Here is a 21,345-nt window from a genome sequence, read left to right on the forward strand (position 1 = left end):
CCCAACACGATCCAAGCGGGTGTTTTCCTACCGCGCGTCGCTGGTCGACGGTGAACTCTATAGTGTAAGAGGCTCATACGACTCATTTAGAGCGGCTAACAAAACCGCCTTGTACACCTGAGCGGTGATGACAAAATCGCCTGCATGGCACGTCGCAAAGAGATTCCCGCCGCGCTGTGGAAGCGCATCGAACCTTTGATCCCGCCCGTGAAGCCCTCGCCCAAGGGAGGGCGACCGCGCGTGAGCGACCAACAAGCCCTCAACGGTATCGTCTATGTCCTGCGCACCGGCATCCCGTGGGAGGAGTTGCCCCAGGAACTGGGCTACGGCAGCGGCATGACCTGCTGGCGGCGGTTGCGCGACTGGCAAGCCGCCGGGGTCTGGCATCGTCTGCATCAGGTCCTGTTGGCCGAACTGCGCCGGGCCGACAAGCTGGACCTGAGTCGAGCCAGCCTGGACGCGGCCAGTGTGGCCGCCCCCCGGGGGGCGCCTACACCGGGCCGAACCCGACCGATCGCGGTAAGCTCGGTAGCAAGCGGCACCTGATCACCGACTGCAACGGCATTCCCTTGGCGTTCTGTGTCACCGGAGCCCACCGGCACGACTCGGTGGTATTCGAGGAGTTGGTTGATGCACTGCCCCCGATCGCTGGCAAGCCGGGGCGTCCGCAACGCTGGCCGGGCAAGCTGCACGCCGACAAGGCCTACGACATCGACCGCTGCCGCGATCACCTCAACCAGCGAGGTATCACCCCGCGTATCGCCCGCAAGGGGATAGAACGCAACGATAGGCTGGGACGCTATCGTTGGGTAGTCGAGCGCACTCATGCTTGGTTCGCGGGCATGGGCAAGCTGCGCATCCGTTTCGAACGCCGGATCGATATCCATCTGGCCCTGCTGTCTCTCGCCTGCTCGGTCATCTGTCTTCGCCATCTTCCCGGGTTTTGTTAGCCGCTCTTAAACGCAGACTTGCAGAGCTAGCGCAGCGGCCTGCGTTCAAATATGTCGCCATAGCGGATATAGCGGACTTCTACGCTAGGATTTATCAGCATAGGCTCGAGAATGTAATTGAAAGCGTAGCAACCACGCAGCGCGTACGTGACGTCGCAAGAGTTCTCGTCAGGAAGTTGATCGGCAACCTGATGGGGAAAGATAGCTATGGCATACCTGTGGGGCCGTATGCGTCGAGACTTCTCGCTGAGGCGCTACTCATTGACGTAGATACGCAGCTAGATACGGCAAAGATCGAGTTCGCGCGCTGGGTCGATGACTTCGTCATGTTCACGAAGAGCGAGTACGAAGCTCAATCCGTTCTCTTTACCCTAGGGGAGTGGCTCTACACCAGGCACGGCCTAACGCTTCAGTCTGCAAAGACCCAAATCATTCCGATCGGCCGCTACAGGGAAGATCATCTCGTTGGGCATGAGGATCTTTTGACTGACAGAGATGCCGTGGTTCAGATGTTCCGAGACGCGGGCGATCTTTATGGAGACGCGGAGGAGCCTTCGGAAGAAGAAATCCAAGACATCTTAGAGAACCTCCAAGGTCACGATGTGGTTGGATTGCTGCGGCACTCGATGGAGGACACTGCACTCGTTGACTACCAAGCGGTAACTTACGCACTCACTAAGAGCGGCTAACAAAACCCGGGAAGATGGCGAAGACAGATGACCGAGCAGGCGAGAGACAGCAGGGCCAGATGGATATCGATCCGGCGTTCGAAACGGATGCGCAGCTTGCCCATGCCCGCGAACCAAGCATGAGTGCGCTCGACTACCCAACGATAGCGTCCCAGCCTATCGTTGCGTTCTATCCCCTTGCGGGCGATACGCGGGGTGATACCTCGCTGGTTGAGGTGATCGCGGCAGCGGTCGATGTCGTAGGCCTTGTCGGCGTGCAGCTTGCCCGGCCAGCGTTGCGGACGCCCCGGCTTGCCAGCGATCGGGGGCAGTGCATCAACCAACTCCTCGAATACCACCGAGTCGTGCCGGTGGGCTCCGGTGACACAGAACGCCAAGGGAATGCCGTTGCAGTCGGTGATCAGGTGCCGCTTGCTACCGAGCTTACCGCGATCGGTCGGGTTCGGCCCGGTGTAGGCGCCCCCCGGGGGGCGGCCACACTGGCCGCGTCCAGGCTGGCTCGACTCAGGTCCAGCTTGTCGGCCCGGCGCAGTTCGGCCAACAGGACCTGATGCAGACGATGCCAGACCCCGGCGGCTTGCCAGTCGCGCAACCGCCGCCAGCAGGTCATGCCGCTGCCGTAGCCCAGTTCCTGGGGCAACTCCTCCCACGGGATGCCGGTGCGCAGGACATAGACGATACCGTTGAGGGCTTGTTGGTCGCTCACGCGCGGTCGCCCTCCCTTGGGCGAGGGCTTCACGGGCGGGATCAAAGGTTCGATGCGCTTCCACAGCGCGGCGGGAATCTCTTTGCGACGTGCCATGCAGGCGATTTTGTCATCACCGCTCAGGTGTACAAGGCGGTTTTGTTAGCCGCTCTAAGTTGCCCCGCATTCCAGGCGCCCCTGCGGACCTAAAGCGAGAAGTTCTTGAGCTTGTAATCGACAACGCGGAACTTTTGTATCCGGTGGCAGAGCACATCGCTACGTACGTGCTCTCTTTTGATGACCTTACTGCTGCCGAGCGGAAGAAGATCGCAAAGAAGCTCCTCAAGCCACTGCAAAGTAAGCGGCGGCCACCCCCACCGTACTACGCAATGTGGATCTTGCACATTTTTGCTTCGTCTGAGGACTGGAATCATGCCAGTGAAATTATGAAACTGTTCACCGACAGCAGCTCAGAGGTAATCAAGCGCGCCTGCGCATTGGTAATTCATAAGTCTGGCACGCGAGCTCAAGCTGTGGCGGTCATGGACTCGTATGCCACAGCTTCCCCTCTACTTCGGCTTGGGATCCTGTCCGCTACTCGAAAGCTTGGGGTCGACGAGCGTCGACACTGGAAGATCGTGCAAGGGGTGAACGGGGTCTTGGAAAAGTTGGTTTGACACCTAACAAATCATTCAAGCCGAACCCGCTTCGCGGGTCGGCTTAATTCATGCGTTAGCCGCTATGCACAATCGCCTCTTCGTGTATGTGTCCTTCGCACTGATGTTTGCGCTCGTGGGTATGTCAAATATCTACGCACAAACCCCAACTGCCGCTTCGCCAGATCAGGTAAAGGAAGCTGTCGAGGCGTCGAAGAAGAAGAGGGGCAGAACTACCTTTTGGCGTTCAGAGGCCCTCGCAGTCTCTTTTGGGTACGACGAGCGCTGGGTGCAGGTTCCTGCTTCTCAGAAGAACTCAGCGGTAGTTATTAGCTGGAGAAGCCGCACGTCTGGAGGGCTAATGGCCACCTGCTACCTAGAAACATCTAGGTCGTCTGAGCTTGCAAACCTCTCGCCAAACCAGGTGGAGCAGCGCGCAGATGCTATCGCGCAGGCGCTACTTCGCCGTACTCGGCTCAGGGATCCGAATGCGCGCTTGGTGAAGTGGAGGCCCGCGAAACAGGATAATCATCCCGTTGTGTACTCGGAGCGCGACGTCTCTGTAGAGAACATTGATGGAAAGACGCGCTTGCGCCTTTACTCATTAACATCTGCGTGGAACGGCACTGAAGTGAATTTCGAGTGCGGCTCGTCCATCCCCCGCGATATGCCGCAAGCATCCGGAGTCGTCGAGTTCCCCATACAGGCAATCCTCGGCTCTTTGCAATTTACTCGCGGGGGCTAACAATTCGTCCAAGCCGACGCCGCTTCGCGGCGCGGCTTAACTCAGGTGTTAGGCGCCACACCGGACTCCCAGAAACCTGAAGGGCCAGAGCATGAAAATCACGGTGACTTGCACAAATGACCGGGCCTTGCGCCGCGACATCATCGTGCATTCTCTGAGCTTTGACGTAGCGTCTCACAGCTTTTCCGTACCCTGTCCGAGGGGGGATGACTGGTTGCAACGGATCCAATTCCCCCTCAAGTCCTCGCAAGTCACCATCCACCTCCAGTATGACGTGGCCACAGTCGCGTTCGCAGACAGCGCACATGCAGACGCATTTTTTGATTGGGTTACTAGCGCAGAGCGTGAGGCCCAACATGGCTACACAACGATGCGCGGCTAATCATTTTCCAGGAGAGAGAAATGTTTGGCCTTTTTAGAAAAAAGACTGACATGCAGCGACGGATTGAGGCGCGCATTAATCTAATTCCGTCCTTGCAGGACAAGGATCCAACGACCTACGCAAAAGCGTCAAACACCATATGGCCATTTTTGCTCAAGACGATTCTTCTGCAACTTAAGATGACCGAAGAGAATGAAGGCATCTTTGCAAAAAATTCGTTTTGTCTAGGCTACTTGTTAGGCGCTACTGAGTCGATGATCCAGAGACTTGGTTATCCAGATAATGCGCGAGCGGTAATTGTTCCAGAGGTTCTTAGAGCGGCTAACAAAACCGCCTTGTACACCTGAGCGGTGATGACAAAATCGCCTGCATGGCACGTCGCAAAGAGATTCCCGCCGCGCTGTGGAAGCGCATCGAACCTTTGATCCCGCCCGTGAAGCCCTCGCCCAAGGGAGGGCGACCGCGCGTGAGCGACCAACAAGCCCTCAACGGTATCGTCTATGTCCTGCGCACCGGCATCCCGTGGGAGGAGTTGCCCCAGGAACTGGGCTACGGCAGCGGCATGACCTGCTGGCGGCGGTTGCGCGACTGGCAAGCCGCCGGGGTCTGGCATCGTCTGCATCAGGTCCTGTTGGCCGAACTGCGCCGGGCCGACAAGCTGGACCTGAGTCGAGCCAGCCTGGACGCGGCCAGTGTGGCCGCCCCCCGGGGGGCGCCTACACCGGGCCGAACCCGACCGATCGCGGTAAGCTCGGTAGCAAGCGGCACCTGATCACCGACTGCAACGGCATTCCCTTGGCGTTCTGTGTCACCGGAGCCCACCGGCACGACTCGGTGGTATTCGAGGAGTTGGTTGATGCACTGCCCCCGATCGCTGGCAAGCCGGGGCGTCCGCAACGCTGGCCGGGCAAGCTGCACGCCGACAAGGCCTACGACATCGACCGCTGCCGCGATCACCTCAACCAGCGAGGTATCACCCCGCGTATCGCCCGCAAGGGGATAGAACGCAACGATAGGCTGGGACGCTATCGTTGGGTAGTCGAGCGCACTCATGCTTGGTTCGCGGGCATGGGCAAGCTGCGCATCCGTTTCGAACGCCGGATCGATATCCATCTGGCCCTGCTGTCTCTCGCCTGCTCGGTCATCTGTCTTCGCCATCTTCCCGGGTTTTGTTAGCCGCTCTAAAGACACTTGCCTCTACAATCAAGGCCCTGAGCAATCTTAAATTGACCGACAAGCAAGTCGAGGTTGTGATTCAGCACTTGCGGTCATCCGGAAAGGTCACAGTTAACAATGATCAAGTGGCGTACAAACTGTAGCGGTACGCCCTCTAACAATTCATTCAAGCCGAAACCGCTTCGCGGTTCGGCTTAATTCAGGCGTTAGACCGCAAAGAAAGTCTTCCACACTTTGGAGAAGAGCATGAGACGTGTCACTGGGATTGGCGGCATTTTCTTCAAATCCAGAGACCCAAAAACACTCGGTGCTTGGTACCGCGACCACCTCGGCTTGGATGTGACAGATTGGGGCGGTGCAGTCTTCCAATGGGGCGGTCCCGAGAGTCAGCCGGGCATGACCATCTGGAGTCCATTTGCGCTGGACACAGACAAGATGGAGCCGAGCGCCGCCCCCTTCATGCTCAATTTCCGAGTAGCTGATCTCGACACACTTCTTGCAGCGTTGCGCGCTGAAGGCTGCAACGTGCTGGACAGTACAGAGTCATCGGACTTCGGCAAGTTCGGATGGGTGATCGACCCGGACGGCAACAAAGTTGAGCTGTGGGAGCCGCCGAGTGCGCAATAGCTGGCTGCGGCCTAACAATTCATTCAAGCTGAACCCGCTTCGCGGGTCAGTTCAATTCAAGCGTTAGCCATCCCCCGAGAGCTGTGCAGCTTGTCGATGCAAGGCGACGCGTAGCAAGTAGCGACGGGGGCAGGTTCGCCTCACCAGGCGGACCTGCCCCTACCCGGCGCCGTCATCTCCAACTCAACGCACCGCGCCCTTCCCCGTATCGAACAGCTGGAACTCGCGGATATGCACCGCGTCCGCGCTGGACAGGATGTTCAGGCGCACCTTGCTGGTGGTCACCGGGGCGAAGTGGTCGATCTTCATGCGGCCGATGGCCTGCGCCTGCGCGAGGCGCACCCACTTGCCGTCCTGCCAGGCCTCGACCGCGTACTTCTGCACGAGCTGGCCGTCGTTGATCCACTCCATGCTCAGCGCCGCGTCGAAGGTGACCGGCTGCTTGAACTGCAGTTCCAGCACCGCGCTGTGCGAGCCTTCCGGCGCGCTCCAGAAGGTGTCGCGGTCGCCGTCCACCGCCGCGGCGATCGCGCCGGGATTCTTCAGGTTGCGCGGCACCAGGTTCCTGTCCACGCCGTAGCGGGCCTGGATCGCTTCGCCCATCTCCTTCAGGCGCTGCACGTCGGCCTCCGGCAGCAACCCGCGCTCGTCCGGGGCGACGCCGAGCACCAGCTGACCGCCCAGGCCCACGCTCTTCTCCCAGATCTCGACCAGTTCGTCCACGCTCTTGAGCGTCTCGTCGCTGTTCGGGTGCCAGAACCACTGCAGCTTGTGCAGCGGCGTATCGACCTCGACCGGGCGCCAGCGCAGGTAACCGTGGCGATCGATCACGTTCCAGTTCTCGCCCTCGATGAAGCCGGCCTCGTTGCCGACCCAGCGGATGTCGCCGTACTCGAACAGCGCGGTGTCGGCGAACACCATCGCGTTCGGCTGGTAAGTGCGCAGTTCTTCCATGTATTTGTCGAAGTCGTAGACATGGCCGGCGCTGCCGGCGCCGTCCAGCCACCACTCGGTGATCGGGCCGTAGTGCGAGGCCAGTTCCACCAGCTGCGCGGCGTAGAACTTGTCGTAGGCCTTGGAATCGGCGTACTTGGGCTCGTGGCGGTCCCACGGCGAGAGATAGATGCCGAAGCCGAGGCCTTCCTTGCGCACCGCCTCGCCGGTCATCTTCACCAGGTCGCCCTTGCCGCCCAGCCACGGGCTGTTCTTGACCGAGTATTCGCTCTGCGCGGTCGGCCACAGCGCGAAGCCGTCGTGGTGCTTGGCGACCAGGATCAGGTACTTCGCGCCGGCGGCCTTGACCGCGCGCGCCCACTGGCCGGGATCGACCTGGGTCGGGTTGAAGACCTTCGGGCTGGCGGTGCCGTCGCCCCATTCCTGGTCGAGCCAGGTGTTGGGGTTGAAGTGCACGATCACGCCGAACTCCAGGTCCTGCCATGCCACCTGCTGCGGCGAGGGCTTCACCTCGGCGAAGTTCTGGGCGATCGCGGCCGGCAGGGCCAAGGCCAGGCCGAATCCGGCCAACCAGCGCAACGGGGAAAGCGGGCGTCGTTTCATCGCGGATCCTCGAAGGGGTCGGCGGCCGGCGGCCGCCCTGAACCTCGAGCATATGGTATTTAATAGATCATATACAGGTATATCACCAATCCTACGGACCCATTCCATGCCGCGCTTGTTCGCCCTCGCCGCCCTGGCCTTGCTGTCGTCCGCAGGCGCTGCGGCCGCGCCATCGCCGATCGTGCTCGGCGAGTTCGTCGCCGAGGCGCCGCCCACGCCGCAGAGCCACGCCTCGACCATCGTCGAGACCGGCGACGGCCGGTTGCTGGCCGCTTGGTTCGGCGGCGCGCACGAGGGCGCGCCCGACGTGGCGATCTGGCTGAGCGAGCGCGATGCGAACGGCTGGTCCGCGCCGCGCAAGGTCGCCGACGGCGGCACCCAGCCGGCCTGGAACCCGGTGCTGTTTCAACCCGCGCACGGCCCGCTGCAGCTCTACTACAAGGCCGGCCCAAACCCGTGCCAGTGGTGGGGACTGCTCGCCACGTCGGACGACGACGGGCGGCACTGGTCGACGGCGCGGCGCCTGCCTGGCGGCATCCTCGGGCCCATCAAGAACAAGCCGCTGCAGTTGCCCGATGGACGCATCCTCGCCCCGAGCAGCACCGAGGCCGATGGCGAGCGGTGGCGTGCCCACATCGAATGGAGCGACGACGGCGGCACGCACTGGCAGCGCGGCGGCGACCTCAACGATCCGGCCCAGATCGGCGCGATCCAGCCCAGCCTGCTGCTGCACCCGGACGGTCGCCTGCAGGCGCTCGGGCGCACGCGGCAGGACCGCGTCTTCAGCACCTTTTCCGAGGACGGCGGCGAGACCTGGTCGCCGATGACCCTGCTCGACCTGCAAAACCCCAACGCGGGCACCGACGCGACGATGCTGCGCGATGGCCGCGCCCTGCTGGTCTACAACCCGGCGGTGGCCGGCAAGGACTGGTGGGACGGCCGCGGCACGCTGGCGGTGGCGCTGTCCCGCGACGGCGTGCACTGGCGCCGCGTGCTGACGCTGGAACACAGCCCGAAGGACGAGTTCTCCTATCCGGCGGTGATCCAGGCCCGCGATGGCCTGGTGCATGTCACCTACACATGGAAGCGCCGGCGCATCAAGCACGTGGTGATCGATCCGGCGCGGCTGTAGCTTCTCTGTGGGAGCAGCATTACCGAAACAACTTCCGATCCAACGCCTGCAACCAGCCACGCGCCGGCGTCCACGCCAGCGCCAGCCCCGCGACCACGCCGACCGCGTCGGCCAGCGCATCGGCCGGATCGGCGCTGCGCGTGGCGGTCAGCGCGCCCTGCAACACCTCGATCAGCACGCCCATCAGCAGCAGGCCCAGCGCCGGCCGCCACAGCGTCGCGCGCCGCGCATGCAGTTGCGCCGAAGCCGCGGCGAGAAGGAAATAGGCCAGGAAATGCTCGACCTTGTCGCCGCCTTCCGGCACCTGCGGCAGGTCCGGCGCCGGCAGCAGGCAGACCGCGAACACCACGGCGACGCCGAGCCACCAAAGCCCCTGCCACAAGCGGGGCCGCGCGAACGGACGCAAGACCGGCACGACCTACAACCGCCAGGTCAGGTCGCCCATCAGGAACGCGGCGTTGAGATCGACGTCGCGCGAGAACCCCATCACCTGGAAGCGCTCGCCCATCTCGCTGGGCAGGGTCAGCCGCTTCACCTGCTCGCGCAGGCGCACGCGCCCGACCTCGTCGGTGCGGGTATCGGCGACTTCCAGCAGCTTGTGCAGGCCATTGCCGAGCAGGAAGCTGGCCTGGGTGCAATAGCCGGCCAGGTCGAAGCCGGCGCCGGTGCCGGCTTCGGCCAGCGCGGTGAAGTCCACCGAGGCGGTGAGGTCCTGCAGTCCCGGCCAGCGGTACAGGTCGTCGTGCACCCGGTGGCGATAGAACGCGCGCAAGGTGCCGTCGGTGCGCTGCGGCTGGTAGTACTCCGAACGCGGATAGCCGTAGTCGACGAACAGCATCGCGCCGCTCTTCAGCCCGCCCGCGACCGCCTGGATCCAGTACGGCAGCTGCGGCAGCAGTTCGGAACGGTAGCCGCTCTCGAACGGCCGCTCCAGGTACGCCTCGACGTGCCGGACCGCGGCGACCATCAGCGGATCGGCCGGCTGCATGCCGCGCACGAAGCGCCCTTCGCCGTCGAGCGCGACGGTCTCCTCGTGGATCTCGCCCTCGTGGATCAGGAAGCGCGGGGTCGGCAGCGCGTCGATCACCTCGTTGGCGAACAGCACGCCGTTCCAGTCGTCGGCGAACGGGCCGTCCACCCATTCGACCAGGTCGAACACCGGCGGGATCAGCGACTTGCCGAGCCGCTCGCGCTGGCGCTCGCGCAGGTCGGCGCTCGGCTCCAGGATCGCATAGCGTTCCGGCAGCGCGTCCAGTTCCAGCAGGCGCTTGAGCGTGACCTCGGCGAACGCGCCGCTGCCGCCGCCCAGTTCGAGCATGCGCGACTGCGGGCCGAGCTGCTGCAGCACCGGCGCCAGCGCACCGGAGACGGTGGCGGCGAACAGCGGCCCCAGCTCCGGCGCGGTGACGAAATCGCCGGCCTCGCCGAACTTGTGCGCGCCGGCGCTGTAGTAGCCCAGGCCCGGCGCATACAGCGCCACTTCCATGAAGCGCGAGAACGGGATCGCCCCGCCCGCGGCCATGATCTCCGCCCGCAGGTGGGCCGCGAGCCGCTCGCTGTGCTCGAGCGCGTCGGTACCGGGAGGGGGAAGGTCGGCGTGCATGGCGGGATCGATTGCGTGGACAATGCACAGGATAGCCGAGCGGGAACCACGCGATGTCTTCAACTGCCAAGGTCGTCCTGATCACCGGCGGCGCGCGCCGCATCGGCGCGGCGATCGCCCGCCGCCTGCACGCGCGCGGCTGGGACCTCGCCGTGCACGCCCATCGTTCCGGCGACGCGCTGCAGGCGCTGGCGGACGAACTGCTGGCCCTGCGCCCGGGGAGCGTGGCGACGCTGCATGCGGACCTGCGCGACCCGCAGGCCCCGGCCGGGCTGGTGGCGCAGTGCCTGGCGCGGTTCGGCGGGCTGGACGCGCTGGTCAACAACGCCTCGAACTTCTATCCGACCCCGCTCGGCGGCGCGACGCCGGCGCAGTGGGACGACCTGTTCGCGGTCAACGCGCGCGCGCCGTTCTTCCTCGCCCAGGCCGCCGCCCCGCACCTGCAGGCCCGCAGCGGGGCGATCGTCAACATCACCGACCTGCACGCCCGCCAGCCGCTGCGCGACCACGCCGTCTACACCGCGGCCAAGGCGGCGCTGGCGATGCTGACGCGCTCGCTGGCGCTGGAACTGGCGCCGCGCGTGCGCGTCAACGCGATCGCGCCCGGTGCCATCCTGTGGCCCGAACAGGGCAAGAGCGAGGCCGCGCAACAGGCGCTGCTGGCGCGTACGCCGCTGGCGCGCACCGGCACCCCGGAAGAAGTGGCCGAGGCGGTGCGCTGGCTGCTGGAAGACGCCGGCTACGTCACCGGCCACACCTTGCCGCTGGACGGCGGCCGCACGCTGTCCTGACAACGCGCGCCGCCGCCGCGGGAGCCAGCTTCCATTGGCTCTTGTGGGAGCGGCTTCAGCCGCGATGGGTTTTTCCCATTGAACCCCTGCACAGGGATGTGCAGGCTGTTGCAGAGGGATCTGGCATGAAAGCCCCATCGCGGCTGAAGCCGCTCCCACAGAAGCCGTTCCCGCAGAAGCCGCCCGCGTCCACAAGCGCCGATGCGCCCAGCCAGACCCATCCGGCGCTACAGCGCCACCACCTCGAACGCCCGGTCGTGGTCCGGATGCGCCCGCCACAGCTCGGCCAGCGTGCGTCCGGTCACCGGGTCGACGAAATCCGGCGCGATGTCGGCCATCGGCCGGAGCACGAAGGCATGCTTCAGCTCCGGCCGCGGAATGCGCAGGTGGCCCGGCCCTTCGACGATCGCATCGCCATAGAAGACGATGTCCACGTCCAGGGTCCGGTTGCCGAAGCGCGGACCGCTGCGGTCGCGGCCGTGGCGGTCCTCCAGCGCATGCAGCCAGGCGTCCAGCGCCGGCAGCGCCATGTCGGTCTCCAGCGACACCGCATTGTTGAGGAAATCCGGCCCGTCGAAGCCAACGGCCGGGGTCAGGTACGCGGGCGAAACGGCCAGCTCGCCGAACGCCGCGCGCAGCTCGCGCAGCGCCGCGCCCAGATGGCGCGCCGGTTCGAGGTTGCTGCCGAGGCTGAGAAGCACCGTGGTCATGCGATATTCGCGCATGCGCGGCGGGGCAGCGTCAACCGCGGCGTGCGGCCCGGCGGCGCGGTCCCGCACTAGTCACCGCCCCGCCGCGGTGCATAGAATCGGCCTGCACAGCCACGGGCAGCACCATGACCTATTGCGTCGGCATCGAAACAGACGAAGGCCTGGTCTTCGCCGCGGACACCCGCACCAATGCCTCGCTGGACGACGTGCGCGTCCATCGCAAGCTGCATGTGTTCGAGTACCCGGGGCAGGCGGTGTTCGCGATCATGTCCGCCGGCAATCTAGCCACGACCCAGCTCACCCTCGCCAAGCTGCAGCGGGATGCGGACGACGGCGCGCCGCGCAGCCTGCGCGCGTTCCGCCACCTGTTCGAGGCCGCCGAGTACGTGGGCGAAGTGCTGGTATCCAGCCAGGCCAAGCTCAGCGAACAGGCCCAGCAGAGCGGCGTGAGCACCTCGGCCACGCTGATCCTGGGGGGCCAGATCGCCGGCGAGCGGCCGGGCCTGTACATGATCTACCCGCTCGGCAACGCGATCGCCTCCTCGCCGGAGACGCCCTACATGCAGATCGGCGAGTCCAAGTACGGCAAGCCGATCCTGGACCGCATCATCCGCCCGGAGATGAAGCTGGAGGACGCCGCCCGCACCGCGCTGGTGTCGCTGGACTCGACGATCCGCTCCAACCTGTCGGTCGGCATGCCGATCGACCTGGCGCTGATCCGCACCAACGACCTGCGCGTCACCGAGCGCATGCGCCTGGAGGCGGATACGCCGCTGTACGCCGACATCCACGAGAACTGGTCGCGCAAGCTGGAGAATGCGGTGCGCACCTTGCCGCGCTTCCCCTGGGAGCCGGCGCTCCCCGAAGCCGACACCGCCGCGGCGCCCGGCGCCCTGCCGCCGCTGCCGCCCCGGCGCTCGGCGATCCGCCGCGATCCGGAGGACCAAGCGGCGCAGCAGTGAAGGGTGGGATTCGGGATTCGGGATTCGGGATTCGGGATTCGGGATTCGGGATTCGGGATTCGGGATTCGGGCAAGGGTCCTTGCCAAGACCTGGCTGTCAAGCGATCCGATGTTTCTCCTGGGGGTTTCAGGCCACGGTAGGCCGGCAAAGCCCGTCGAGGCCGATCCCCCTGCCGTAGCCGGCGTCTCTCCGAAGCCGGCTTCTACGAATCCCGAATCACGGCTCTTCCAACGCCATCGCCACGGCACGGAACACCCGGCGCATCTCCAGCGGCTTGTGCAGCACATGCACCGGGATCTCGGCCGGGTAGTGCTCGTGCTGCAAGGGCGAACCGATGTCCTCCAGCACGATCGCCGGGCCCTGGTAGCCGAGTTCCTGCATCGTCAGCAGCAGGCTCACCGCGGACAGCAGGATGATGTCGCTGTCCACGATCACCAGGTCCGGCAGCACGTTCTGCTGGGCGTACTGCAACGCCGCGGCGCCATCGATCGCCAGGTGCGGCCGGTATCCCTGGCTGGACAACGCGTTGCCCAGCAGCGACAGCCGCGTGGCCTCGCCGTCCACCAGCAGGATGCGCTGGCCCCTGCCCGGCACCAGCGGCGCGTCGGACTCGACCTCCGGCACCACGCCGGCGCGCACCGGCAACACCATGTCGAAGCTCGTGCCCTTGCCCGGCGCGCTCTCCACGCTGATGCTGCCGCCGTAGGACTCGACGATGCGCTTGCACGAGACCAGGCCCAGGCCGGTGCCGTCGGCCTTGGTGGTGAAGAACGGGCTGAACAGCCGGGCGCGGGTCTCCTCGCTCATGCCCACGCCGGTGTCGGCCACGCTCAGGCGGACATGCTCGGCATCGGTGGCGGCGGCGGAAAGGGTCAGCGTGCCGCCGTGCGGCATCGCCTGCAGCGCGTTCAGCCCGAGATTGAGCAGGCATTGCTGCAGCTCGGTGTAGTTGGCCTCCACGCTCAGCGCGTCGTCGGCCACGTCCAGCCGCAGGTGCACGCCCTCGGGCAGGCTGCTCTTGAGCAGCAACTGCACGGCCTGGAACAACTGCGGGATCGCCACCTGCTCGCGCGCCTTGCTCGAGCCGCGCACGAACGAGAGCATCGATTCGGCCATTTCGTGCCCGCGCCGCCCGCATTCGGCGATGACGTTGGCGAGCTGGCGCAGCTGCGGATCGTCGGTACGCCCGGCCAGCAGGTCGGGCACGATCAGCAGCGGCTGCAGGATGTTGCGCAGGTCGTGGCTGAAGCCCGCCGCGAGCAGCGCCAGGCTCTCCAGGCGCTGCGCGCGCATCAGTTCGGCTTCCACGCGCCGGCGGTCCATGTCCGCGCGCGCCTCGCGCACCGCGCGCGCCACCGCGGCCGGCAGGCGCGTGGGATTGTGCTTGATGATGTAGTCGTTGGCGCCGTCCTGCAGCGCCTTGACCGCGGTCTCCTCGCCCATCGTGCCGGAAACGAACACGAACGGCATCGCGGCGTTGTTCTCGCGCACCACGCGCAGCGCCTGGTAGCCGGAGAAGCCGGGCATGCTCAGGTCCGACAGCACGATGTCCGGCTGGAACGACTCCAGCGCCAGGCGCAGCGACGACTCGCTGTCCACCCGCTCGAAGACGGCGTCCAGGCCGGCTTCGAGCAGTTGGTCGGACAACAGTTCGGCGTCCTCCGGCGAATCCTCGATCAGCAGGATCCGCAGCGTGCCGAGCTTTGCGGCTTCGTTCGACATCGCGCTCAACCCAGCTCCGGTGCCTGGTTGATGACCGCCCAGAACGTGCCCAGGGTCTTGACCGCGTTGAAGAACTGGTCGACGTCCACCGGCTTGACCACGTAGGCGTTGACGCCCAGGTCCCAGCTGAGCGCCAGGTCGCGCTCCTCGCGCGAGGACGAGAGGATCACCACCGGCAGGCGCTTGAGCTGCTCGTCGGCGCGGATCTGCTTGAGCACTTCCAGCCCGTCCATGCGCGGCATCTTGATGTCCAGCAGCAGTACCGCCGGCAGGCCTTCCTCGCGGCCGGCGAACGCGCCCCGGCGCAGCAGGTAGTCCATCGCCTCCACGCCGTCCTCCACGTGCACGATCGGGTTGGCCAGCCGGGCCTCGCGCAGCGCGTCGACGGCCATTTCCGCGTCGGCGGCGCTGTCTTCGGCGAGCAGGATGGTGCGAATGGAGGTCATGCGTTGGACTCCGTGTTGGCCGCTTCAAGCGCGGGAGGCAGGATGAAATGGAAGGTGGCGCCCTGGTCGACCGCGCTCTCGGCCCAGATGCGCCCGCCATGGCGCGAAAGCACGCGGCGCACGCTGGCCAGGCCGATGCCCGTGCCGGGATATTCGCTGGCCTTGTGCAGGCGCTGGAACACGCCGAACAGCTTGCTGGCGTAATCCATGTCGAAGCCGGCGCCGTTGTCGCGGACGGCGAAATGGTGGCTGCCGTCGGGCAGCGCCTCGTAGTCGATCTCGATGCGCGCCACTTCGCGCTTGGCGCTGTACTTGACGGCGTTGCTCATCAGGTTCATCCACAACTGCCGCATCATGTTCTCGTCCGCCACCAGGATCGGCAACGGGGCGATCCGCCATTCCACCCGGCGCGCGGAATTCTCCGCCTGCAGGTTGGCGTCCAGGATCGAGCGCGTCTCGGCCACCAGCGACTGCATGTCCACCGCCTGCATGCGCATCGCGCTGCGGCCCAGGCGCGAGTACACCAGCAGGTCGTCGATCAGCGCAGCCATCCGCTGCGCGGAGCTGCTGATGACGTCCATGTAGTGGCGCGATTTCTCGTCCGCCTGCTCGCCGAGGTGGCGCGACAGCTTGTCGGCGAAGCCGGCGACGTGGCGCAGCGGCGCGCGCAGGTCGTGCGAGACCGAGTAGCTGAAGGCCTCCAGTTCGCGGTTGACCTCCGACACCTGCTCGATCTTGCCCTCCAACTGCCGGTTGAGCTCCTGGATGCGCCGCTGCGCGGCCTTCTGCAGGCTGATGTCGCTGACCGTCATCAGCACCACTTCGTCCTCGGAGCCCGGCAGCAGCATGCGCCGCGCGTTGAGCAGCATGGTCCGCACCACGCCGTCGGCGGCGCGCTGCTCGTGCTCGAAGTCCCACAGCTCGCGCCCGCGCAGCAGGATGTCCGACAGGCGCTGCTGGATCAGCACGTCGTTCCAGGCGCCGCCGCCCACGTCCTTCAGCAGCAACTGCTCGGGGGCCTTGGCGCCTTCCTCCAGCCCGTACAGTTCGGCGAAGGCGGGGTTGTGCAGGATCACCCGTTGCTGGCCATCGAGCAGCACGATCGGCTCGCGCACGGTCTGCAGCACCGCGGAGGCGCGGCCGCTGGCATGCAGCAGCCCGCGTTCGGCCACCAGGCGCCGGCGGATCTGGCGCTGGAGCAGCCACACCACGGTGCCCAGCAGCAGCAACTGCACCACCAGCGCGGTCCAGCTCAATACGTTGTAGAGCGTGCGCTGGCGCTGCATCTCGCCCTGGCGCAGCGCCAGCAGGCGCGCTTCCTCGTCCTGCACGCCGTCGATCAGGCCGCGCACCGGGCTGCGCGTGGTCATGTCCTCGATCAGGACGCGGATCTGCGCGGGATCGCGCGTGGTGGCGATCTCCTCCGCGGTCGCCATCCGGCGTTCGACGGTGGCCTCCGTGCGCCCGAGCCGCAACTGCTGGCTGGGGTTGTCGCGGGTCAGCACGGCCAGGCGCGCCAGTGCCGCTTCGGCTTCCTGGCGGCCTTCGGCCATGCGCTCGCGCAGGATCGGCTTGTCCACGTCGTGCGAACGCGCCAGTGCGGCCGATTCCAGGTCGCGCAGCGACGCTTCCAGGCGTTGCGCCTGCTCGCGCACTTCCTGGCTGTGCGATGCGCGGTTGGCAGCGCTGTCGGCATTGCGCGCCATCTGCTGCAGCAGCAACGAGGGAACGACGACGATCAGGAACACCGCCAATGCCAGCAATGGCAGGCGCCAGCGGTCCCATACGTCTGCACTGCTCGTTGCCTGCATCGATCCCTTTCCCGTCGTTCACCGTGGCGATAGCGCGACATTGTCCGCCATCACGTTCCTGTCGTGATTAACCGTTAAGATTTCCCGTCCCGTCACTTTACTGAACGTCGCCGAAAACCGGCAATCGTAAGTGCACTCCGCGTGAAGAACGCGCGGACGTTCCGGTTTCCGCTTTCCCCTCCCCATGAAGAAGGGCGCGTCGTCGACGCGCCCTGCATCCCCGCCGATGGCTCGCCATCGGCGAACCGCCCTGCCCTTTTACCTGCCGCCCACCTCGAGCCCGCTGGCATCGACGCTCTTGACGCCCTTGATCGCCCTGGCGGTGGCCACGGCCTTGTCGCGCTCGGCCTGGCTCTTCACGGTGCCGGACAGGCTCACGACGCCATTGCGCGTCTCCACCTTGATGTCGGTACCGGACACGTTGCGGGTCGCCAGCAGGTCGCTCTTCACCTTGGTGGTGATCCAGGTATCGGTCACCGGCTCGTCGGATTCCATCTTCGAACCTTGCGGCGGCGGATCGACGGCCCACGCCTGGCCCGCGACGGCCAGCAGGCCCAGCGACAGCGATGCAGCCAGCACAGGGGAAATCATCGGGTTGCGCTTGCTCATCTCGGCTCCTCCTGGGATAGGTACGATCCATGTTCCGCGCAGGGCGTACAGCGCGCGTGACCGCCGCGGGCGTCCCGCCGCGTTCCCTTCATCCGGTCTTGACTGGCTATCATCCGGGCACCCACCCATTCAGGCATGCATCGCCATGGCCGGATCCTTCAATGTCGCGCTGCTCGGCTACGGCTACGCCGGACGCGTCTTCCACGCGCCCCTGGTCGCCGCCACCGACGGCCTGCGCCTGCATACCATCGTCTCCAGCCAGGCTGCGGCCGGCCGGGATTTCCCGGACGCGCGCTGCCTGGCCGAGCGCGGACAGGCGCTGGCCGACCCGGACATCGATGCCGTCGTCATCGCCACGCCCAACGATACCCATGCCGCCCTCGCCTGCGAGGCGCTCGCCGCCGGCAAGCACGTGCTGGTCGACAAGCCGTTCGCGGTCACCGCCGAGGAAGCCCGGCGCGTGCTGGCGGCGGCCGAGCGCGCGGGCCGCGTCGCCAGCGTGTTCCAGAACCGGCGCTGGGATGCCGACTTCCTGACCGTGCAGCGCCTGCTCGATGCCGGGAAGCTCGGCCGCATCGCCGAGTTCCATTCCCACTTCGACCGGTTCCGGCCGCAGGTGCGCGACCGCTGGCGCGAGAGCGATGCGCCCGGCGCGGGGCTGTGGTTCGACCTCGGCCCGCACCTGCTCGACCAGGCCCTGCAGCTGTTCGGTACGCCGCAGGCCATCCAGGCCGACATCGACGCGCAGCGCGAACGCGCGCGCAGCGACGACTGGTTCGACGTCGTGCTGCACTACCCGCGCATGCGGGCCGTGCTGCACGCCGGCTCGCTGGTTCCCGATGCGCGGCTGCGCTTCGCCGTGCACGGCACCGGCGGCAGTTTCGTCAAGCACGGCCTGGACACGCAGGAGGACGCCTTGCGCGCGGGCCGGCGCCCGGGCGGCCCCGAGTGGGGACTGGACCCGAGCGATGGCGTGCTGACCCGCGTGGACGAAGAAGGCCGCTCCCATGCGGCCGCCGTGACCAGCGAGCGCGGCGACTACCGCCGCTGCTACGCGCAGTGGCGCGACGCGATGGCCGGCACGGCGCCTGCGCCGGTCACGCCGGCGCAGGCGCTGCGGTTGATGGAACTGCTGGAACTGGCCGTGCGCAGCGCCCGGCTCGGGCAGCGGCTTGAGGTTCCCTCCGCCGGCTGACGTCCCGGGCGCCATGGAAGCGGCGCGAGCTGCGGAGGCTCGTCGCGACCCATGCCGCCTCCGTCGTCATCCGCCCTCGGCCTCGGTCTTCACCGCGTGGCCGCCGAACTGGTTGCGCATCGCGGCCAGCAGCTTGTCGGTCAGCGAATCCTTGTCGCGCGAGCGCAGCCGCTCCAGCAGCGACAGCGTGATCACCGGCGCCGGCACGTCGAGGTCGATCGCCTCGGCCACGGTCCAGCGGCCTTCGCCGGAATCGGCCACGTACGGGGCGATGCCGTGCATGTCCGGGTTCTGCTTGAGCGCCTCGGAGGTGAGATCGAGCAACCACGAGCGGACCACGCTGCCGTCGCGCCAGATCTCGGCGACCTGGTGCAGGTCCAGGTCGAATTCCTGCTTGCGCTGCATCAGCGCGAACCCTTCGGCGTAGGCCTGCATCAGGCCGTACTCGATGCCGTTGTGGACCATCTTGGTGAAGTGCCCCGCTCCGCTCGGGCCTACCCGGCCCCAACCCGCGTCCGGCCGCGGCGCCAGCGTCGACAGGATCGGCGCCAGCCGCGCCACCACCGCCTCGTCGCCGCCGACCATCAGGCTGTAGCCTTCCTTCAGGCCCCAGATGCCGCCGCTGGTACCGCAGTCCACGTAGCCGATGCCGTGCGCGCGCAGCGCCTCGGCGCGCCGCTGCGAATCCCGGTAGTAGGAGTTGCCTCCGTCGACGACGACGTCGCCCGCCGCCAGCAGCGGCTGCAACTGCGCCAGGGTGTCGTCGACGATCTGCCCGGCCGGCACCATCAGCCAGACCACGCGCGGGCTGGGCAGCGCGGCCACCAGCTCGGCCAGCGATGCGTACGGCGCGATGCTCTTGGCCCGGGCGGCGTCGCGGGCGGCCTGGCCCGGATCGAATCCGCCGACGCGATGGCCGCCCCGCACCAGGCGCTCGGCCATGTTCGCGCCCATCCGCCCCAGCCCCACCATTCCCAGTTCCATGCTTCACCTCGATCAGGTTGTTGTCGTCAGAGTGGCACGAATGCATGGCATCGGCGCCACTGCGGTTTCAATGATCCGTTCCAGCGATGCTCGCGGCGCACGCCTCCAGGCGGCTGTCGATCCAGCGCCGGTACAGGGTCGTGTGCAGGTTGTGCAGGGCCAGGTCGATCGAGTACGGCGTTCGCGGGTTCCGGTCCAGCAACCGTGCGACGTGGTAGCCGATCGGCCGCACGCCCTGCGGGTGCACGTAGATCATGAAACCGCGATAGAACGGATCGTCGAGCAACGCCTGCATCGAAGCGACGAGCGCCTGGTGTTCCGGCGGCAGGGCCGCGCGCAGGTCCTCGTCGCGTTCGTAGAGCAAGCGCTCGAAGCGGCGATAGCCGGTCTGCGGCATCCGCCGCGCCAGTTCCCAGATCCGCCGGTTCACCGCATCGTAGTGGCGCAGCCCGCCGTGGGCCGCCAGCGCCTCGGCGGCGGCCGCGTCGACGTCGACCACCACGAAATTCTCGGCCTGGTTGTTGATGTCGTCCAGGGAGGTCCGGTCGAACACGTGCTCGATGAACCCGGGCGCGCCCATGAAGGCCTGCCGTCCCAGCACCGCGGTCTTCTCGGCCTTGCCGTCGGCGAACAGTTCGCCCGCGTGCCGGCCGAGCAGGATGCTGTCGGTGCCGTGCAGCGTCATGAACGTGCCGATCGACAATTCCGGGGCGGCGAACGCGCGGTCGAACGCGGCGTCGCCGTACAGCTCCCGCAGCGTGGCGAGCTGGGCCACCTGCCGGCCGACGCCGCAATCGGACCGCACGCGCCCGGAGTAGAACGCTTCGATGGCCCGGGCATTGCCGGCCACCGGCCGATACCCGCGGCCGAAGCTGCGGAAGCGCTCCCAGCCCTGTGCCCGTGCCCCACGCAGCCCGAAGCCGATCCAGCCGAGCTGGACTGCACTGAACCGGTATCCGGGATTGCCCTGCAGCCGCGCGGCCGCGCGCCGGGCCGCATCGCCCAGTTCGAAGGCATAGGCACAGCGGCTGGCCTGGGTATCGAGCGCTTCGCGCAACAGCCGGCGACGGTCGTCCGGACCGAGCCGTGCCGGCAACACCAGGCGCAGGTCGCCCGCCGCCTGCACCTCCGCCAGCGATCCCCGCCGGCACGGCGTTCCTTCCACGACCCGGGCTTGCCCGGCTTCATCGGTCTCGATGCGCCAGCCCAGTCCGCGCAGCAGCGCCTCCAGGCAGCCGGACGAGGCGTCGTCCAGCGCCGTGGCCCCGGCCGCCAGGCTCCCGGCGAACCAGAGCAACGCCAACGCCGGCAGCTGCCGCAGGCGGCGCCAGGGCACGGGCCTGGACGGGCGCGACGGCAAGCTCAGGTCCTAGCGGAACGCGCGGGAGCGGCCGGGACGACGGAACGGCAAGGTCCGTTGCAGCCAGGGCCGCGCGACGCGGTGCGGCCGTCGCACTGGCCGCGCACGCGGCTCAACGGCGCACGCGCTCGCACACGGTCTGCACCACGCGGTCGCCATGGGTCTGCTGGCGCTGTCCCTGGATGTAGCGGCCGGCCGCGCCACCGGCCACGGCACCTCCCACGGTCGCCAGCTTCTTGCCGCTGCCGCCGCCGAGCTGGTTGCCGACCAGGCCGCCGATCACGGCGCCTGCCACGGTGCCGCCGACCCGGTTCGGGTCGGAGCTGTTCTTCTGCACTTCTTCCTTGTGGCATTTCACCACCGTGCCGTCGCTGAAACGGCGCCCTTCGTCCTGCGGGCCGTAGGTCTGCGCCTGCACGGCTCCTACCGCGAGCATCGACAGCAGCGAAGCGCCCGCGAGGGCGTTGCGGATGCGGTTGCTCATGACGTCACCTCCATCGCGCCGGCCTGGGCGGCCTTGCCGGGCACTATGCGAGGCCGGCGGCGAATATG

Annotated in this window: 21 protein-coding genes and 1 pseudogene; 10 read left to right on the forward strand and 12 right to left on the reverse strand. The window is 66.7% G+C overall.

Features of this window, described 5'->3' with window-relative positions:
- Nucleotides 1-144 precede the first annotated feature (144 nt).
- Together M3M27_RS16915 and M3M27_RS16920 are read left to right on the forward strand one after the other, a co-directional pair.
- A protein-coding gene (locus M3M27_RS16915; protein WP_130531530.1) for an IS5 family transposase occupies nt 145-950 on the forward strand; the annotation gives its coding sequence in 2 pieces (ribosomal slippage) (nt 145-475 and nt 475-950; 807 coding nt in all).
- A complete protein-coding gene (locus tag M3M27_RS16920; RefSeq protein WP_434026360.1) occupies nt 944-1,639 on the forward strand; it encodes an RNA-directed DNA polymerase in 696 nt (231 codons plus the stop codon). Before M3M27_RS16915 ends, M3M27_RS16920 begins: the two co-directional genes overlap by 7 nt.
- On the opposite strand, the gene M3M27_RS16925 is transcribed toward M3M27_RS16920, so the two are convergent.
- A protein-coding gene (locus tag M3M27_RS16925) for an IS5 family transposase (protein ID WP_130531530.1) occupies nt 1,636-2,441 on the reverse strand; the annotation gives its coding sequence in 2 pieces (ribosomal slippage) (nt 1,636-2,111 and nt 2,111-2,441; 807 coding nt in all). The genes M3M27_RS16920 and M3M27_RS16925 overlap by 4 nt on opposite strands.
- A gap of 143 nt (nt 2,442-2,584) precedes the next feature.
- Between M3M27_RS16925 and M3M27_RS16930 the strand changes: the two genes are divergently transcribed.
- From M3M27_RS16930 to M3M27_RS16945, 4 genes are all read left to right on the forward strand, one after another.
- Nucleotides 2,585-3,001, forward strand: a complete 417-nt coding sequence (locus M3M27_RS16930) for a hypothetical protein (protein ID WP_434026361.1) — start codon at nt 2,585-2,587, stop codon at nt 2,999-3,001.
- A gap of 1,126 nt (nt 3,002-4,127) precedes the next feature.
- Nucleotides 4,128-4,454: a hypothetical protein gene (locus M3M27_RS16935; protein WP_434026362.1), complete on the forward strand. Its 327-nt coding sequence runs from the start codon at nt 4,128-4,130 to the stop codon at nt 4,452-4,454.
- Nucleotides 4,455-4,477: 23 nt separating this feature from the next.
- Nucleotides 4,478-5,283, forward strand: a protein-coding gene (locus M3M27_RS16940; protein ID WP_130531530.1) for an IS5 family transposase whose coding sequence is annotated in 2 segments (ribosomal slippage) — nt 4,478-4,808 and nt 4,808-5,283 — 807 coding nt in all. Because the reading frame shifts where the segments join, the coding sequence is not laid out codon by codon here.
- A 246-nt stretch (nt 5,284-5,529) separates the two neighbouring features.
- On the forward strand, nt 5,530-5,910 hold the full coding sequence (locus M3M27_RS16945; protein ID WP_434026363.1) for a VOC family protein: 381 nt from the start codon (nt 5,530-5,532) through the stop codon (nt 5,908-5,910).
- Between the two features lie 183 nt (nt 5,911-6,093).
- Here M3M27_RS16945 and M3M27_RS16950 read toward each other — a convergent pair whose 3' ends face one another.
- Nucleotides 6,094-7,467 (reverse strand): alpha-L-fucosidase, encoded by a 1,374-nt coding sequence (locus M3M27_RS16950; RefSeq protein ID WP_434026364.1) that lies wholly within the window; start codon nt 7,465-7,467, stop codon nt 6,094-6,096.
- Nucleotides 7,468-7,573: 106 nt separating this feature from the next.
- Between M3M27_RS16950 and M3M27_RS16955 the strand changes: the two genes are divergently transcribed.
- Complete coding sequence (locus tag M3M27_RS16955) at nt 7,574-8,599, forward strand: sialidase family protein (protein ID WP_434026365.1); 1,026 nt, start codon at nt 7,574-7,576, stop codon at nt 8,597-8,599.
- A gap of 19 nt (nt 8,600-8,618) precedes the next feature.
- Here M3M27_RS16955 and M3M27_RS16960 read toward each other — a convergent pair whose 3' ends face one another.
- On the reverse strand, nt 8,619-9,014 hold the full coding sequence (locus tag M3M27_RS16960; protein ID WP_434026366.1) for a VanZ family protein: 396 nt from the start codon (nt 9,012-9,014) through the stop codon (nt 8,619-8,621).
- A gap of 3 nt (nt 9,015-9,017) precedes the next feature.
- Nucleotides 9,018-10,202, reverse strand: coding sequence for a class I SAM-dependent methyltransferase (locus tag M3M27_RS16965; RefSeq protein ID WP_434026367.1), 1,185 nt, complete (start codon nt 10,200-10,202; stop codon nt 9,018-9,020).
- Between the two features lie 53 nt (nt 10,203-10,255).
- On the opposite strand from M3M27_RS16965, the gene M3M27_RS16970 reads away from it, so the two are divergent.
- Nucleotides 10,256-10,993, forward strand: coding sequence for a pteridine reductase (locus M3M27_RS16970; RefSeq protein ID WP_434026368.1), 738 nt, complete (start codon nt 10,256-10,258; stop codon nt 10,991-10,993).
- 227 nt (nt 10,994-11,220) lie between these two features.
- Here M3M27_RS16970 and folK read toward each other — a convergent pair whose 3' ends face one another.
- Nucleotides 11,221-11,703, reverse strand: coding sequence for a 2-amino-4-hydroxy-6-hydroxymethyldihydropteridine diphosphokinase (gene folK / locus M3M27_RS16975; protein ID WP_140726864.1), 483 nt, complete (start codon nt 11,701-11,703; stop codon nt 11,221-11,223).
- Between the two features lie 125 nt (nt 11,704-11,828).
- On the opposite strand from folK, the gene M3M27_RS16980 reads away from it, so the two are divergent.
- On the forward strand, nt 11,829-12,665 hold the full coding sequence (locus M3M27_RS16980) for a 20S proteasome subunit A/B (RefSeq protein WP_434026369.1): 837 nt from the start codon (nt 11,829-11,831) through the stop codon (nt 12,663-12,665).
- Nucleotides 12,666-12,882: 217 nt separating this feature from the next.
- Here M3M27_RS16980 and M3M27_RS16985 read toward each other — a convergent pair whose 3' ends face one another.
- The 4 genes from M3M27_RS16985 to M3M27_RS17000 all read right to left on the reverse strand — a co-directional run bounded on the left by M3M27_RS16985 (nt 12,883) and on the right by M3M27_RS17000 (nt 17,254).
- The gene (locus M3M27_RS16985; protein ID WP_434026370.1) at nt 12,883-14,388 is read right to left on the reverse strand and encodes an ATP-binding protein; all 1,506 of its coding nucleotides are present in this window, start codon (nt 14,386-14,388) and stop codon (nt 12,883-12,885) included.
- A gap of 5 nt (nt 14,389-14,393) precedes the next feature.
- Nucleotides 14,394-14,834, reverse strand: a complete 441-nt coding sequence (locus M3M27_RS16990; RefSeq protein WP_140726852.1) for a response regulator — start codon at nt 14,832-14,834, stop codon at nt 14,394-14,396.
- Nucleotides 14,831-16,645 carry a sensor histidine kinase gene (locus M3M27_RS16995; RefSeq protein WP_434026371.1) on the reverse strand — a complete coding sequence of 605 codons (1,815 nt, stop codon included), beginning with the start codon at nt 16,643-16,645 and terminating at the stop codon, nt 14,831-14,833. The genes M3M27_RS16990 and M3M27_RS16995 overlap by 4 nt, the downstream gene beginning before the upstream one ends.
- Nucleotides 16,646-16,903: 258 nt before the next feature.
- Entirely contained in the window at nt 16,904-17,254 is a 351-nt protein-coding gene (locus M3M27_RS17000) for a BON domain-containing protein (protein ID WP_256661968.1), read from the reverse strand.
- Between the two features lie 145 nt (nt 17,255-17,399).
- Here M3M27_RS17000 and M3M27_RS17005 point away from each other — a divergent pair, with 145 nt between their 5' ends.
- Nucleotides 17,400-18,449, forward strand: coding sequence for an oxidoreductase (locus tag M3M27_RS17005; protein WP_434026372.1), 1,050 nt, complete (start codon nt 17,400-17,402; stop codon nt 18,447-18,449).
- 66 nt (nt 18,450-18,515) lie between these two features.
- Here the strand turns inward: M3M27_RS17005 and gnd are convergent, their stop codons facing one another.
- The 3 genes and pseudogenes from gnd to M3M27_RS17020 all read right to left on the reverse strand — a co-directional run bounded on the left by gnd (nt 18,516) and on the right by M3M27_RS17020 (nt 21,277).
- Nucleotides 18,516-19,433 (reverse strand): phosphogluconate dehydrogenase (NAD(+)-dependent, decarboxylating), encoded by a 918-nt coding sequence (gene gnd / locus M3M27_RS17010; protein WP_434026373.1) that lies wholly within the window; start codon nt 19,431-19,433, stop codon nt 18,516-18,518.
- 12 nt (nt 19,434-19,445) lie between these two features.
- A pseudogene (locus M3M27_RS17015) lies at nt 19,446-20,799 on the reverse strand (hypothetical protein).
- A gap of 106 nt (nt 20,800-20,905) precedes the next feature.
- Nucleotides 20,906-21,277, reverse strand: coding sequence for a glycine zipper 2TM domain-containing protein (locus tag M3M27_RS17020; RefSeq protein WP_140726839.1), 372 nt, complete (start codon nt 21,275-21,277; stop codon nt 20,906-20,908).
- Between the last annotated feature and the right edge of the window lie 68 nt (nt 21,278-21,345).

This window comes from Xanthomonas boreopolis (genome assembly GCF_046529185.1).
Lineage (GTDB): Bacteria > Pseudomonadota > Gammaproteobacteria > Xanthomonadales > Xanthomonadaceae > Pseudomonas_S > Pseudomonas_S boreopolis.

Excerpts from the sequence above, each read along its gene's own strand:
- M3M27_RS16935 (WP_434026362.1), top strand. The coding sequence starts at position 4,128 with ATGTTTGGCCTTTTTAGAAAAAAGACTGACATGCAGCGACGGATTGAG.
- gnd (WP_434026373.1), bottom strand. The coding sequence starts at position 19,433 with ATGGAACTGGGAATGGTGGGGCTGGGGCGGATGGGCGCGAACATGGCC.
- M3M27_RS16980 (WP_434026369.1), top strand. The coding sequence starts at position 11,829 with ATGACCTATTGCGTCGGCATCGAAACAGACGAAGGCCTGGTCTTCGCC.
- M3M27_RS16990 (WP_140726852.1), bottom strand. The coding sequence starts at position 14,834 with ATGACCTCCATTCGCACCATCCTGCTCGCCGAAGACAGCGCCGCCGAC.
- M3M27_RS17020 (WP_140726839.1), bottom strand. The coding sequence starts at position 21,277 with ATGAGCAACCGCATCCGCAACGCCCTCGCGGGCGCTTCGCTGCTGTCG.
- M3M27_RS17005 (WP_434026372.1), top strand. The coding sequence starts at position 17,400 with ATGGCCGGATCCTTCAATGTCGCGCTGCTCGGCTACGGCTACGCCGGA.
- M3M27_RS16965 (WP_434026367.1), bottom strand. The coding sequence starts at position 10,202 with ATGCACGCCGACCTTCCCCCTCCCGGTACCGACGCGCTCGAGCACAGC.
- folK (WP_140726864.1), bottom strand. The coding sequence starts at position 11,703 with ATGACCACGGTGCTTCTCAGCCTCGGCAGCAACCTCGAACCGGCGCGC.
- M3M27_RS16955 (WP_434026365.1), top strand. The coding sequence starts at position 7,574 with ATGCCGCGCTTGTTCGCCCTCGCCGCCCTGGCCTTGCTGTCGTCCGCA.
- M3M27_RS16950 (WP_434026364.1), bottom strand. The coding sequence starts at position 7,467 with ATGAAACGACGCCCGCTTTCCCCGTTGCGCTGGTTGGCCGGATTCGGC.
- M3M27_RS16945 (WP_434026363.1), top strand. The coding sequence starts at position 5,530 with ATGAGACGTGTCACTGGGATTGGCGGCATTTTCTTCAAATCCAGAGAC.
- M3M27_RS16995 (WP_434026371.1), bottom strand. The coding sequence starts at position 16,645 with ATGCAGGCAACGAGCAGTGCAGACGTATGGGACCGCTGGCGCCTGCCA.
- M3M27_RS16985 (WP_434026370.1), bottom strand. The coding sequence starts at position 14,388 with ATGTCGAACGAAGCCGCAAAGCTCGGCACGCTGCGGATCCTGCTGATC.
- M3M27_RS16970 (WP_434026368.1), top strand. The coding sequence starts at position 10,256 with ATGTCTTCAACTGCCAAGGTCGTCCTGATCACCGGCGGCGCGCGCCGC.
- M3M27_RS17000 (WP_256661968.1), bottom strand. The coding sequence starts at position 17,254 with ATGAGCAAGCGCAACCCGATGATTTCCCCTGTGCTGGCTGCATCGCTG.